Genomic DNA, 13,457 nt, shown 5'->3' on the forward strand with positions numbered 1-13,457 from the left:
TCTGCTTTTTTCAAGCAACAACTCTGGGGGTCAATTTAAAATTGGCGAAAGGGGGTCAAATTTATTGGTATATGCAATAAGTTAAGCAATACGATTTTAAGAAGAACTTATAATATTGATTTTACTGTTCCATCTTCAACGGTAAATACATCTTCAACTTCAAATATTTTAGGTTCAATCGGTGGAGTATCAAATTTAAGATTTGTTAATTCAGATGCTACATTAACTTATCAAACACCGTATAAATATTTGAATATTGAGAATAAAAATAACATTCCATCAGTGTTAACACTTAATTCTCAGTTCTTGCAGTGGGATAGTGCAAACACATTACCAAAATATTGGAATTCAAATGGTTTGAATATAAGCAGAACAGGAAACACTAGGAGTGATGCGGTCTTATACATTGGAAGCAAAAATAACTCAGATGCATCGATTGTATCTACATCTCCTAACATAACTTTACCAGTTTACAATTTTAGCAATATGCTTTTTACTGGTGATAAGTTTAAAGTTAAGCTGGCTTATTTCGGTAATGTTAGAGTCTGTATAAAGGTTAGTAGTCCTGTTTTAACCTACTTTTTAACCAAATCTGGTGACAATTATATTTGGTCTACTACCTTCAAGTTTTTGAATTTTCAAGTTCCAGATGATGTGTACGTTCAAGATAGACTTAATAGGAGCGGTGATTGGAGAGCAGATTTTTGGTACACCTCCGAGATTTCTTCACCTGCAATTGCTGATACAACTTTTAACAAGTTGGAACTGTTTGTTTATCCAAGCTATGATAATCCTAATGGTTATCAATTTGGTGGACTATTGAGAGAATTTTCTGTCTCGTTAAGCGTAAATAATACCAATAATTATGAGGGCGAAATTTATAAAGTTAGTACCGACAAAAATTACACTGAGACCTACGATGATTTAGTTCCAACCTTTGGTGAATTTGGAAATATCGGTAATACGAACCAATTAATTTTCAATACATCTACTGGTTACATTTATACGCAAAATTGGTATAGGGAGGGAAAAACGGAAAGCAAATCACTTTTAGAAATTGCAAGCAGGTCTATTTTAAATCAGTATCGTAGCCCTTATATACAGTTTACTTCAAGTGTAAGGGGTGATTTTGATTTTGGAAAGGTTTACAATATCAATAACCTCGCAGGTCGGTTTATGCCCTTTAAGGCTACACTAAATCTGAAAAGTGATATATCATCAATCGAAATGTTTGAGCTGCTTAATGAATCGGATACAATAGAATCCACATATACTTTCAGTAAGAAAGCTAATCTTGGTACAGCAGACTATAATACGATTACACCTAAATCAGCTGTTGATACCAACAGACCACGTCCACAAAGGGTGTACACATAAACCTTGGTAAATTGAAATTAGATAAGAATGGATTAGAATTTATCCAGAATGAAGAAGGGCTAAGGCTCAAAGCTTACAAATGTCCTGCTGGTGTTTGGACTATTGGATGGGGTAATACTTATAACCTTAACAACACGCCAGTAAAAGAAGGTCAGGTTATAACTAAAGATGAAGCAGTCTCACTTTTTGAGAATAAGATTAAGCTTTATGAAAGTGCAGTTAACAAAAATGTTAAAGTTACTTTAACCCAAAATGCTTTCAATGCATTGGTGAGTTTTTGCTATAACGTTGGGATGTTTGCGTTTGCTTCATCTACATTATTGAAGAAAGTGAATTCTAAAGCATCTCTACCAGAAATATTTATTGAATTTAAGAAATGGGTTCACGCTGGCAAGGTGATTATTGATGTGTTGGTTAATAGGCGCAAAAGAGAAATTGAATTATATAAAAGCTAATGTGGCACGACCTATTAAATCTTATCTCAAAGGCAATTCCGTATGCCTATAAATTTGGCTTCTTTGTTTATCTTTATTTTTCGCCAACACATTCATCGTTGTTGGTGATTACAATTTTTGTAATAATTGATTTCATTACTGGTGTGTGGAAAGCCCGAAGAAATAAGCAAGATGTTACCTCAAAAATGATGAGGGTATCGATTGGAAAGGCTGTAGCTTATATGATAGCCATTTTAATAGCCCACCTTTTTGAACTGACCTTTGCATCAGCTTTACCATTTATGCGAATGGTTGCATTCTTTATAGCGAGTGCAGAAATTAAATCTATTTATGAAAATCTGGGTGAGATAACTGGATTAGACTTTTGGACTTTTATTAAAGAGAAGCTAGCAGGGATAAACAGCAACAAAAATTCTAACTAACTATATTCATTGTGAAATTTTTTTAGTATTTGTCACGGTAAAATGCTCATTCATCAAGGATTATAGGTGTTCTAAATAATCATAGTTTTGCAACTTATTTTATTACATATATTTAATTCAAATAATCTCCAATAAGGAAATTAATAATCAAAAATAAAAAGTATATGAAAAAAAAATTAATGCTACTCACACAGATTGTATTACTGTGTTTATTGTTTTCTTGTAAAAAATCTTCTGATTCAGCACTGAATGAGACTTTGGGACTACAAAAAACAAATTCAAAAATTGAGAATGTCTTAAACCTTTCTAATGTCGAGGAACGCAAATTGGCTTATAACCTTTTAGACCAAAATGATAAGTATACCTTATGGACAAATCATTTAAAATCAATTTTAGCAACAAAAAAATTGAATGAAAAACAAAAAGCAATAGTTATTGACTTGATTACCACATTAAATTCAGAACTGTTCGTAAGTGGAAAACAAACAGAACTGACAAAGCTAAGAGACCCTTGGTTAGTTCAAGCCCAATCATCTTTTTCGTCAGAAGAAATTAGAGAAATGGCATATGTTTTTACAGATGGTGGTTCTACAACCAATGGTATTGGACCAGACCCGATAGACGATAAGCCCTCTTGTAATTGCAATATGAATTCTTGGTTTACTTGTGATTCGGAAAGTTTGTGTCCAACTAAAGGTGCATCCTGTAAAACTGGAAATGGGTGTGGGTTTTTAGGTCAGTACGATTGTAATAATATCTGCTACAAATTTTAGATTCTTACAATGAGAGTAAAAGTAAACTTATCGTTGATTGCTGTTCTTGTTCTAATATTGTCGTCTTGTAAAGAAGACCACAATACTATAATTGAAGTTCAAAATAAAGATATCAAGCTAGGTGAATTAAAGAATGTCGATACAGTCGAACTAGCCTATAGAATAAAAAATATAGGTAAAAATGCTATGAAAATAGATAGCATTGTTGCATCTTGTGATTGTATGATAGTTAAACCTAAAAGTAAAATAGTAGAACCAAATGATTTTGCGATTATTAAAGTAGCTTTGATACCTAAAGTAACTGATTCTATCTTGACTGTAAAGAAGATAATGTTTTTGGCTAATACAGATACCCCGTTCACCTCATTAAGTGTAAGCTACCTTGTTAAAAAATAAATATTCCTCGAAAGTGAGGGTCAGATACATATTACTATTTGTAACTGTCGCATTAATAGGAGAGGTTCTGATTTCTCCATTTAGAGCATTATTCACAATGAACCTTGCATCAGTAATTGGGTTTGCATTATTTTTAACTATTACAGTTTTTTTTAATTATAGATTCAAAACTATTTTAAGTACGAACGCAATAGTGTTCAGTCTGATATTCGGTATTCTGATTCTGCAAGTTCCTACAAGATTATACGACTTTCAACATTCTAGAATTTCTTTACTTGAAGGAATTTGCCATATCCTAGGTGTGTTTGCTGGCTTGGTCTACATTAGGTGTAAAACTCAGATTATGAAGATTAGTTGGCTTTGCATTTATATATTATTTAACCTCTTTGTCTTCCTAAAAGGTTATGACCTTTGGTTAAATAAGGTTAACTACGGTACGTTTGTTGGGAAAGTTAACATCCAAAAGGACTTTACTATCACTGGTTTTGATAAAAATAATAAACCAGTGATAGTAAATAAGGGTAAATATGTTGTATTAGATTTCTGGTTTTCTTCCTGCGGTGCTTGTTTTAAAGAATTTCCACAATTTGAAAATCTCTATAAAAAATATAAAACCAGAAAAGATATTATGTTTTATGCAGTTAATACACCTATGCCTTCTGATAAAGTAGGTATCACATCATTTAGAATGATTGCTGAAAGAAAATATAGTTTTCCCGTACTTCAAATGACCGATAATCTAGAAGCCAATAAGCTTGCGATAACTGTTTATCCCACCACATTCCTTCTTGACAAAAATGGGAATATAATTTACAAGGGAGATATCGAAGGTTTAATTACACAACTTGAAAAACTATAATGTGTCGATATCGATAAAATGAAGTTGTTATCTTGGCGTTAACGTCTGAGAGCGTTGATTTGCGTTAACGGATGTATAGTTAGCACACACGACTTCTTTTATTAACTATCTTTAATTATAAGACCTAATATTGGGTACAATAATAAACCTAAAAATATGGAAACAGTAATTATCATAGCAACAGTTATATTATTATATCTTCTATTTAACTTTTTGAGGACAAAATATCTTGATAAATTTTTGTGGAAAAAAGTAATATTAAATGTTTTATCTGCTATACTCTTTTTCATCCTGTTTAGCAGATTTATAACATTTAATAGTTCCAACTACTTCACACCAGAAAACGTTGTATTTGCTCTATTGATAGGTTATTTTATTTGCAAAACTATTCAAGAAATATTTATGATTAATCGAAGCAAAACAGTATAATTTAAATTCTTAAAGAAATAGATAAGGGGTAGTAACAAATGTTGCACCCCTTTTTTATTTAAGCATAAGACCATTTGTGATTGCAAGTTTTACAATGTCCATATTGGACTTTAATAAAGAAATATTTAAAAGCATAATATAAAGTTGCAATACCTGTAGAAATGCCAATAAATGCTACAAATCCATCAAAATATTTCATTAAAACAGAAACACAAATTAATGTCCAGACTGCCATAATGAACATCATCATTTTCCTGCTTTTTTGGGAATCTGATTTGGTATAATAGCTTTTACAGTTTGGACATTGTTTTTTACTTTGCATATTGAGAATATTTAGAACTTTAAAACTAGAATAATAATCTGATTCACAGAACATATTTATTTAGTTTGTGTTGTAAAATGGTGTATTTTAGCAAAATGATGTGATATTTAAAGTGACAAAATCACCCTAAAAAAGTGACAAAATCAATAAATTATCACTTTTTTTAAAAATAAAAAGTGCCTTATAGTATATTTAAAGGCAGATTGAGTAATTTTTTATATTAAAATTAAATATGAGAATTATGTGTTATTTTTGGATACATAGTTACCAACATAAATCGACCAAAAATTCGTTTAAACTTTATGATGAACCAGCAAGATATTTTCAGGAAAATAGGTAATATATTAACAGAATTAAATGAGCAATATCAGTTCCTCGCTCAAAATCCCCATCAATTAAATGATTTGGAAGTAGAGCTTTTTCTGGCAAATGCCAACTTTCTATCCGATCATGTTCAAATTGTAAAGAAGTTAAATACCATTAATACACAGGATAAAACACCAAAAACTGAACCTTCCAATTTTAAAAAAGATGAAGAACTTGTTGAAGTTCCTGCCCAGGAATTGTCCAATCAAGTGGAAGAGGGTTTATCAGATTTAGAAGAACTTGCTGATGTGGCGACTGCGGAAGAAGAAGAAGAGCGTGTAGATGTAAAGCAGGAGCAGGAAGTTCTTGATGATGAAAAAATTCAAGAGGAAATAGCAGAGAAGGTAAGAGAGCAAGATTTTTTTAAGCCTGATCAAAGCGATAAAACATTCGAGTTTGTTTTGGGAAACCATGATGAGAATGATCAATTTGATTATGAGGCAAAAGCGGTCGAAGAAATTTTCGATAGACCTTTAAGCAAAGCCGAAGAAGAAATTTTAGCTCAAAAGAAAAGAATTCATGAGAAGGATGAATTGCAGGCTGAAGCTCCGGAAGAGACTGAAAATTCTGTAGATGACGAGATTGGTCCTGAACCATTCTTAATATCTCATGAAGAAGAAGTAATAACCCAAGAACCTGAATTGGAATTTCCAACGGCCGAAGAAATTACAGAACCGATTGAGGCGCTGAAAGATGTAGATTTTGATGAACCTGTTATATCTCCTCCAATGGTAGAAGAGCGTCCAATTTTTATTCCTGAAGCAGTTCCAGTAAAACCAATTGTTGAACCCATTTCATCTAAACCAGCACCAAGTTTAAATGATTTGCTAGCAAAAACAAATCATAATTCTGAAATCGTAAAAGCTCCGATTTCTGATTTAAAACAGGCCATAAACCTTAATGAGAAATTGCTTTTCATTAAAGATTTATTCAATGGTTATAATTTGGCTTATTCTGAAGCGATAGACATTGTAAACAAAATGAACAATTTCGAAACCGCAGATGGTTTCCTTCAGAATAATTATGCTGTAAAAAATAATTGGGCAAGCAAACAGGCTACCGTTGATCAGTTTTATGAATTGTTAAATAGAAGGTTTAGTAAGTAATAAAAGGATAGCGAAAGCATTATTCCAAATGTACTCCTGCGGAGCGATTGCCAGTCAAGCTGAGAATGATGGCCACCGCGTCCTTCCCGCGCAGGCGGGAATCTTAATGCGAAATAACAGGATAGCGAAAGCATTACGATTCCCAGTCAAGCTGAGAATGACGGCCCTGTGGTCTTTCCCGCGCAGGCATGAATCTTAATGCGAAATAACAGGATAGCGAAAGCATTACGATTCTCAGTCAAGCTGAGAATGATGGCCACCACGTCCTTCCCGCGCAGGCAGGAATGTCAATGCGAAATAACAGGATAGCGAAAGCATTACGATTCCCAGTCAAGCTGAGAATGACGGAACGCTTAATATGCGAAGTGCATAGTACGGAAGTGGTAAAGCAACATCGCCCAGCCACCACGTCTTTCCCGCGCAGGCGGGAATCTTACTACTAAATAAATATAACGAACGAGTTATCCCGAAGGGACTCTCCCGCGGAGGGATTCATCCAATAACTTTCGGATTAAGCTGAAAATCACGAAGCCTTTAAATAAAGCCCATTCTATTAGAATCCAACTTCAGGAATATAAAAAGTAAAATCGTGAAGCTCCATAGGGAAGATCCACCATAACTAATTAATGGTAGCGGAATTCCAATCACTGGAATGATCCCAATGGTCATCCCGATATTGATAAACACGTGGAAGAATAAGATACAAGCCACGCTATAACCATACACTCTGGAGAAAGTAGATCTTTGTCGCTCGGCAAGGTTGATCAGCCTCAACAGCAAGAAAATATACAAACCGATAACAACTGAGCATCCCATAAATCCCCATTCTTCCCCAATTGTAGAAAATATAAAATCGGTACTTTGTTCGGGTACATAACCATATTTGGTTTGAGTGCCTTGTAAAAAACCTCGGCCCGTTGCCTGCCCAGATCCTATGGCAATTTGAGATTGAATTACATTATAACCTGCACCTTTATTATCGGTTTTTAAACCCAGCATCAGTTCAATCCTACTTCTTTGATGTGGTTCTAAAACTTTCGTGTAAGCAACTTTTACCAAGAATAAATATCCAATAGCAATTAAGGTAACGAAGACGGTGGTAATGATTAACTTCTGTTTCCGCTTGTTTGCATAAATAAACAAGGCTCCAATGGTGGTTAAAATTAAAATCAAAATATAGGTTGGAACCAAGAAATCTGCCACAAAAAGAACAATCATTCCGAGGAAAATTAAAAGGAAATAACCCGATAAACCTTCTCTATACAAGGGAAACATAAAAGCTAAAAATACCAAAGCCGAGCCCGTATCGGGTTGAAGCATAATTAGTAAAAGTGGAGCTAATACAATAGCAGCGGCGATAAATATAGATTTTATGTCCTGAAATTTAGGGTTAAAAGTACTTACATAACGGGCTAAAAGTAAGGCTGTTCCAAACTTAGCAAACTCCGAAGGTTGTAACCTAAACGATCCAATTGGAATCCAAGCTTGGTTTCCGCCCACGTTTCTTCCTACAAAAAGTACAATGACAAGCAACACTAGCGTTACGCCATAAATAAATGGCGCAAACACGTTAAATAATCTACCATCAAATAACAGGATTGATAATCCTAAAATTAATCCGGTAATTACATAGATTAATTGCTTACCATAACTGCTGGCAAAATCAAAACCGACAGATTTATCGGGATTGTATATAGATGCATAAATATTTGTGAAACCAATTGCACAAAGCGCAATGTAGATTAATACTGTAATCCAATCTACATTGAAAAAAAACCGGTTACCTTGTTGTTGCATCATATTTATTTGGTTTCGGGTTTGGTATTTAAAATAGCGGGCTTATTTGCTACAGGCTTGGTGGAAACAGATTGTTTAATTACAGCAGATTTTATTTTCAAACTGTCTTTAACTCTTTTTACTGAATCTGTTTTTTTAATGGATAAGCTATCTGCTTTAGTTAATTTTGGTTTTTTGTTCGGGTCAATAAGTGGTGGGAGCAGATTTTGTCCTTTCATCCATTCTACCTGATTAGCCCTTGCGCCAGTTACCGCTCTCTTTAAATATTTTTCTACCATATAACTTGCAATTGGTGCAGCATAGGTACTACCATATCCTGCGTTTTCTACAATAACGGCAATGGCAATTTTCGGATTATCCCTTGGTGCAAAGCCAATAAAAACCGAGTGATTTTTTCCATGTGGATTCTGTACCGTTCCAGTTTTTCCACACATAATAATATCAGGAATCCGAGAAAGAGTTGCAGTTCCCCAAGCACTATTAACCGCATCTTGCATCCCATCAATTACAGGCTCAAAATATTTTGCGTCTACCCCAACATAATTTTTCGTTACATATTCCTTTTTAACCAATTTTTTGTCGCCCATTCCTTTAATTAAGTGTGGCTTTATATAATAACCTCGGTTAGCAATAATAGCCATGGCATTTGCTATTTGAAGTGGAGTAGCTGTAATTTCACCTTGGCCGATTGCTTGAGAAATTACGGTTGTATATCCCCATCTGTTGCCGTAAATTTTATCGTAATGATCTGCGTTATAAAAATAGCCTTTGCGTTCAAAAGGCATATCAATATCTAGTTTGGTGCCGAAACCAAATTTCGCAACTTTATCACGCCAATCTTGATAAGTTTGACGCTGGTTTTTCATGCCGTTTTTGGTAATCAGATTCTGGAATACGTGACAAAAATAAGTGTTACAACTTCTCGCAATTCCTCTACGCATACTGATGTTTCCATCCACGTGCTCACACTTTACCTTATGGTTTCCTGCCATGTAATAACCTGGGCAGTTAAAAGTTGTATTGGGATCAACAACACCTTCCTGCAAGGCAATTAAAGCATCAATCGGTTTAAAAGATGATCCCGGTGGATAATAACCCTGAATTGGTCTTACTAGCGATGGGCGATATGGATTACCCACAATAAAGTCCATGTAATTATTGCCGAATCCCTTTCCTACTAAGATATTTGGATCGTAACCCGGACTGCTTACCAAAGCTATAATTTCTCCGGTTGCAGGCTCAATTGCTACAACAGCACCTACTTTATTCAGCATCAATTCTTCACCAAGTTTCTGTACGTCGATATCAATTCCCGAAATTAAGCGTTCGCCAGAAACCGCATTTACATCGTATTTGCCATTTGCATAACTTCCCTGAGGTGTATTTCGTGCATCGTAAACAGTATTTACAACGCCTTTTTCACCACGCAAAACATCCTCATAAGATCGCTCCAAGCCACTTTTACCAATGTAATCACCAGATCTGTAATAACCTTCAGATTTATCTATATCTGCTTGACTAACTTCTTTAACATAACCAAACAACTGTCCAGCCACACTGTCGGGGTAGTGGCGAATAGTTCTATCTTGAGTAGAAAAGCCAGGAAAACGATACATAATTTCCTGAAGCCGAGCATAACTCTGAACGGAAATTTGTTTTGAAAATGGGGTAGACTGATAATTAGATTTTGCTTTCGCCTTTTTTAAGTTTTTGCGCACCTCATCAAAAGAAATTTCCAGTGCATTTGCTAGGGCGAGGGTATCAAAAGATTTAACTTCGTTTGGGATAACCATTAAATCGTAAACAGGTTCATTCTGTACAATAACCTTCATGTTTCGATCCAAAATGGCGCCACGAGCTGGGTATTTGAATTTCTTCTTTAGCACATTACTCTCGGCTGCAACGAAAGCAGCGTCGCTAACAATTTGAATATAAAATAGTTTAGCCAATAAAATTATGGCCACAACTAGAAATAAACCTTGAATAATGTATTTTCGATTAAATAATTGCTCCATTAGCGGGATGTTCTTTTATAGAATATAAACTCTACCAGTAAAATAATAAGTAGCGTAAAGATACAACTTAAGCCGCATCTCATTAAGGTATAACCAATTTCTGTTAACCTAAATGTTTCTAAAAAAAAGAGCACAAGATGATGCGTTAAAACGCAAAGAAAAGCATATAACGAAAACCATTGAAAACCCATGTAACTTAAAGAAGGTTCAGGATCATCAATAGCATCCTTATTTAAACTGATGGATATAAAGGAGATTCTTACAAAAGCCAAAACCACGCAAGCTGTAGCATGCACACCCATGGTATCGTAAAAAGCATCCATCGTTAATCCTGTTCCAAATGCCAATAGGTACAAAAGTATATTCGGCATCCCGAAGGGGAGGAGAAGTAAAAACAGTACGTAAATAAACGGTGTAGAAAGATCGTAAAAGCCCATGTTTTTGAGCAAAAATATTTGCACAAAAAGCAGTAGAAACCATCTAATAATGTTAATAATTATAATTCTGCTATTCATTAGGCTTAACAGGATTTTCTAAAGTTTGTTGTTCTTTTGCCAATTTATCCTTTACAATGTAAACATATTGCAAAGTGCTAAAATCGTTAAATAAATTTAGCTCAGCAGATAAGAAATTGTCATTTGTTGCAACATTTGTTTTACTAAGCTTACCCACTAAAATTCCTGCTGGAAACTTTGCCAAACCTGATGTAACAACAGTATCACCAACATTCATTTTAATGTGATTTGGAACTTCCTTGATAAAGGCTTTTCTAATATCGAAATTGTTATCGCCCCAAACTAAAGAACCCAAAGCATTATTTTTTTTGATTACGACACTAATTTTCGTGTCTTTATGTAAAAGTGATTGAATGGTGGCTAAATGTGCAGAAACATCGCGGATAAAACCAACAACTCCCTTTTGAGGAGAAATTACAGCCATGCCGGTTTCAATTCCATCAACCGTTCCTTTATTAACCGTCATTACATTATTGCGTAAGGTAACCGAGTTTTTTACCACTTTGGCTGGTAAGTAAGTATATTGCTGATTGGTAACGGTATCAATAACAGTTACATTTTTGGCAGAATCTACGGTTGTTACTCTAAGTAATTGAGTTTTGAGTTTGGCATTTTCGGCTGCAAGGCTATCATTAACCATTCCCAAGTTCATGTATCTCTTAAAAACGTTCAGCCTTTCGTAAGCCGTTCCAACAATCTCATTAGTAGAGTTTAAAGTAGCACTCCGCTGATAAGCATTGTTTTTCACCGTTAGGAAAACCCCAATTGTAAAAAAGATAATAAACAAGAAAAATGCGTTGTATCTGCTTATGAAAATCCAAAGGTTACGCATACTAATTTACGGTTTTAGATTTACGGTTTACGATTGATTGCATAGTTTCAAATCAACATTTAAGATGTTTTACGATTCTGTTCGTTTTTTCCAATCCTGATAATGGAAGAAACCATAATTGAGAGTAATTCGTTTCCTTCTTTCCAGTTGTTTGAAATATCAACTTTCAAATCTGGATTAAATTCTTCCAATAACTCTAGAAAAAACATGGATTCACCCAATTCTTCCTCAACTATTTTGGGCTTATTCAAAAAATCTGCTGTCGATTTTGCCCTGCATGCTGCTCTGTACTTTGCACCAACAGAACTTGAACATCTAACAAGCTGATTTGAATCATTTTTATTCAGCACGTTGAAAGGTAATGTAGAGATTAGTTTTCCGATTGAGATAGAACAGGTTTTGGTTCTTATTTTTAACGTTTCGCTATTCATCAATCGTCAATCTAAAATCTACATTCGTAATTATGCTTATTGCATTAAGAATTTATAGCTTCCAATATTTTTAAGCGCAATACCAGTTCCACGCACAACTGCACGCAAAGGATCTTCCGCAACGTGAACAGGTAATTTAGTTTTCGCTGCAACACGTTTATCCAAGCCTCTTAATAAAGCACCTCCGCCTGTTAAATAAATACCGGTTTGGTAAATATCTGCAGAAAGTTCTGGTGGTGTAATCTCCAAAGCTTTTAAAATTGCTTCCTCAATTTTAGAAATCGATTTATCTAAACAATGTGCTATTTCAGTGTAAGAAACTGTAATCTGTTTTGGTACGCCAGTCATTAAATCACGACCTTGAACTGCAAAATCAGCAGGCGCATCCTGTAATTCAGGTAAAGCGGCACCAACTTCAATTTTAATTTTTTCAGCCGTACGGTCACCAATCATAATATTGTGCTGGCGACGGATGTAGTTTACAATATCAGAGTCGAAGTTATCTCCCGCAACGCGGATAGATTGATCGCAAACAATCCCTGATAATGCGATAACCGCAATTTCCGTAGTACCACCGCCAATATCGATAATCATATTTCCCATTGGCTCTTCAACATCAATTCCAATACCTACGGCTGCAGCCATTGGCTCATGAATTAAATAAACTTCTTTTGCACCAGCAATTTCAGCAGAGTCACGCACGGCACGTTTTTCTACCTCGGTAATACCAGAAGGAATACAGATCACCATACGTAAAGATGGAAACATCCAGCCTTTACCGCCATTCAACATTCTGATCATACCTTTAATCATTGCCTCTGCAGCGTTGAAATCGGCAATTACACCATCTTTTAAAGGGCGAACGGTTTTAATATTGTCATGGGTTTTTCCTTCCATTTGCATCGCCTGACGACCTATAGCGATGACTTTGTTTGTAGTCCGATCAAAAGCAACGATAGATGGCTCATCTACAACTACTTTGTCGTTATGTATAATTAGGGTGTTCGCTGTGCCTAAATCGATGGCAACTTCTTGCGTAAACCAATTGAATAATCCCATGTATAAGGTGTGTTTTCTTTATTTTATCAAATCTATACTATTCCTAATGTAAAAATAGCTTTTTTATTGTTTTAAGTTTTATTTTCTTCAGTCATTACATTGTTTTTAAGACAATTAAAATCTTTTGAAAAGCAAAACCTGTAATTCTTCGTTTTAATCAGTCCCGCTATACGTTAAAATATTTTGTTAATTTTGTACCCAAACCTCGTAGGTTTTAAAAACCTACGAGGTTTCTTTATCTGTACTACAAAATATTATCACTTCTATCGGGTTTATTTAATTGGGATAGTGCAACAAAAAAAA

Annotated in this window: 14 protein-coding genes; 7 read left to right on the plus strand and 7 right to left on the minus strand. The window is 34.7% G+C overall.

What is annotated here, in order from left to right; genetic code table 11:
* The first annotated feature begins 249 nt into the window (after window positions 1-249).
* The 6 genes from H7U22_RS12215 to H7U22_RS12240 all read left to right on the plus strand — a co-directional run bounded on the left by H7U22_RS12215 (window position 250) and on the right by H7U22_RS12240 (window position 4,282).
* A complete protein-coding gene (locus H7U22_RS12215) occupies window positions 250-1,377 on the plus strand; it encodes a hypothetical protein (protein ID WP_187071646.1) in 1,128 nt (375 codons plus the stop codon).
* A gap of 11 nt (window positions 1,378-1,388) precedes the next feature.
* Window positions 1,389-1,832 (plus strand): lysozyme, encoded by a 444-nt coding sequence (locus H7U22_RS12220; protein ID WP_187071647.1) that lies wholly within the window; start codon window positions 1,389-1,391, stop codon window positions 1,830-1,832.
* Window positions 1,832-2,254 (plus strand): phage holin family protein, encoded by a 423-nt coding sequence (locus H7U22_RS12225; protein ID WP_187071648.1) that lies wholly within the window; start codon window positions 1,832-1,834, stop codon window positions 2,252-2,254. Before H7U22_RS12220 ends, H7U22_RS12225 begins: the two co-directional genes overlap by 1 nt.
* A gap of 164 nt (window positions 2,255-2,418) precedes the next feature.
* Window positions 2,419-3,027 (plus strand): bacteriocin fulvocin C-related protein, encoded by a 609-nt coding sequence (locus tag H7U22_RS12230; RefSeq protein ID WP_187071649.1) that lies wholly within the window; start codon window positions 2,419-2,421, stop codon window positions 3,025-3,027.
* A gap of 9 nt (window positions 3,028-3,036) precedes the next feature.
* A complete protein-coding gene (locus H7U22_RS12235; RefSeq protein ID WP_187071650.1) occupies window positions 3,037-3,423 on the plus strand; it encodes a DUF1573 domain-containing protein in 387 nt (128 codons plus the stop codon).
* Between the two features lie 97 nt (window positions 3,424-3,520).
* Window positions 3,521-4,282 (plus strand): TlpA family protein disulfide reductase, encoded by a 762-nt coding sequence (locus tag H7U22_RS12240; RefSeq protein ID WP_187071651.1) that lies wholly within the window; start codon window positions 3,521-3,523, stop codon window positions 4,280-4,282.
* Between the two features lie 487 nt (window positions 4,283-4,769).
* Here H7U22_RS12240 and H7U22_RS12245 read toward each other — a convergent pair whose 3' ends face one another.
* A complete protein-coding gene (locus tag H7U22_RS12245; protein ID WP_187071652.1) occupies window positions 4,770-5,087 on the minus strand; it encodes a hypothetical protein in 318 nt (105 codons plus the stop codon).
* 248 nt (window positions 5,088-5,335) lie between these two features.
* Here H7U22_RS12245 and H7U22_RS12250 point away from each other — a divergent pair, with 248 nt between their 5' ends.
* Window positions 5,336-6,505 (plus strand): hypothetical protein, encoded by a 1,170-nt coding sequence (locus H7U22_RS12250; RefSeq protein WP_187071653.1) that lies wholly within the window; start codon window positions 5,336-5,338, stop codon window positions 6,503-6,505.
* A gap of 534 nt (window positions 6,506-7,039) precedes the next feature.
* On the opposite strand, the gene rodA is transcribed toward H7U22_RS12250, so the two are convergent.
* From rodA to H7U22_RS12280, 6 genes are read right to left on the minus strand one after another with little or no spacing between them, the layout of a single operon-like run.
* On the minus strand, window positions 7,040-8,302 hold the full coding sequence (gene rodA, locus H7U22_RS12255) for a rod shape-determining protein RodA (RefSeq protein WP_379017619.1): 1,263 nt from the start codon (window positions 8,300-8,302) through the stop codon (window positions 7,040-7,042).
* A 5-nt stretch (window positions 8,303-8,307) separates the two neighbouring features.
* Window positions 8,308-10,317 carry a penicillin-binding protein 2 gene (gene mrdA / locus H7U22_RS12260; protein ID WP_187071655.1) on the minus strand — a complete coding sequence of 670 codons (2,010 nt, stop codon included), beginning with the start codon at window positions 10,315-10,317 and terminating at the stop codon, window positions 8,308-8,310.
* Entirely contained in the window at window positions 10,317-10,832 is a 516-nt protein-coding gene (locus H7U22_RS12265; RefSeq protein WP_187071656.1) for a rod shape-determining protein MreD, read from the minus strand. The genes mrdA and H7U22_RS12265 overlap by 1 nt, the downstream gene beginning before the upstream one ends.
* A complete protein-coding gene (gene mreC, locus H7U22_RS12270; RefSeq protein WP_187071657.1) occupies window positions 10,825-11,664 on the minus strand; it encodes a rod shape-determining protein MreC in 840 nt (279 codons plus the stop codon). Before mreC ends, H7U22_RS12265 begins: the two co-directional genes overlap by 8 nt.
* Window positions 11,665-11,723: 59 nt before the next feature.
* Entirely contained in the window at window positions 11,724-12,095 is a 372-nt protein-coding gene (locus H7U22_RS12275) for a four helix bundle protein (RefSeq protein ID WP_187071658.1), read from the minus strand.
* Between the two features lie 36 nt (window positions 12,096-12,131).
* Entirely contained in the window at window positions 12,132-13,154 is a 1,023-nt protein-coding gene (locus H7U22_RS12280; RefSeq protein ID WP_109927103.1) for a rod shape-determining protein, read from the minus strand.
* Window positions 13,155-13,457: the final 303 nt, after the last annotated feature.

The sequence above is a fragment of the Pedobacter fastidiosus genome, assembly GCF_014306625.1.
GTDB classification, from domain to species: domain Bacteria; phylum Bacteroidota; class Bacteroidia; order Sphingobacteriales; family Sphingobacteriaceae; genus Pedobacter; species Pedobacter fastidiosus.

Excerpts from the sequence above, each read along its gene's own strand:
- H7U22_RS12225 (WP_187071648.1), top strand. The coding sequence starts at position 1,832 with ATGTGGCACGACCTATTAAATCTTATCTCAAAGGCAATTCCGTATGCC.
- H7U22_RS12230 (WP_187071649.1), top strand. The coding sequence starts at position 2,419 with ATGAAAAAAAAATTAATGCTACTCACACAGATTGTATTACTGTGTTTA.
- H7U22_RS12235 (WP_187071650.1), top strand. The coding sequence starts at position 3,037 with ATGAGAGTAAAAGTAAACTTATCGTTGATTGCTGTTCTTGTTCTAATA.
- H7U22_RS12240 (WP_187071651.1), top strand. The coding sequence starts at position 3,521 with ATGAACCTTGCATCAGTAATTGGGTTTGCATTATTTTTAACTATTACA.
- H7U22_RS12245 (WP_187071652.1), bottom strand. The coding sequence starts at position 5,087 with ATGTTCTGTGAATCAGATTATTATTCTAGTTTTAAAGTTCTAAATATT.
- H7U22_RS12250 (WP_187071653.1), top strand. The coding sequence starts at position 5,336 with ATGATGAACCAGCAAGATATTTTCAGGAAAATAGGTAATATATTAACA.
- rodA (WP_379017619.1), bottom strand. The coding sequence starts at position 8,302 with ATGCAACAACAAGGTAACCGGTTTTTTTTCAATGTAGATTGGATTACA.
- mrdA (WP_187071655.1), bottom strand. The coding sequence starts at position 10,317 with ATGGAGCAATTATTTAATCGAAAATACATTATTCAAGGTTTATTTCTA.
- H7U22_RS12265 (WP_187071656.1), bottom strand. The coding sequence starts at position 10,832 with ATGAATAGCAGAATTATAATTATTAACATTATTAGATGGTTTCTACTG.
- mreC (WP_187071657.1), bottom strand. The coding sequence starts at position 11,664 with ATGCGTAACCTTTGGATTTTCATAAGCAGATACAACGCATTTTTCTTG.
- H7U22_RS12275 (WP_187071658.1), bottom strand. The coding sequence starts at position 12,095 with ATGAATAGCGAAACGTTAAAAATAAGAACCAAAACCTGTTCTATCTCA.
- H7U22_RS12280 (WP_109927103.1), bottom strand. The coding sequence starts at position 13,154 with ATGGGATTATTCAATTGGTTTACGCAAGAAGTTGCCATCGATTTAGGC.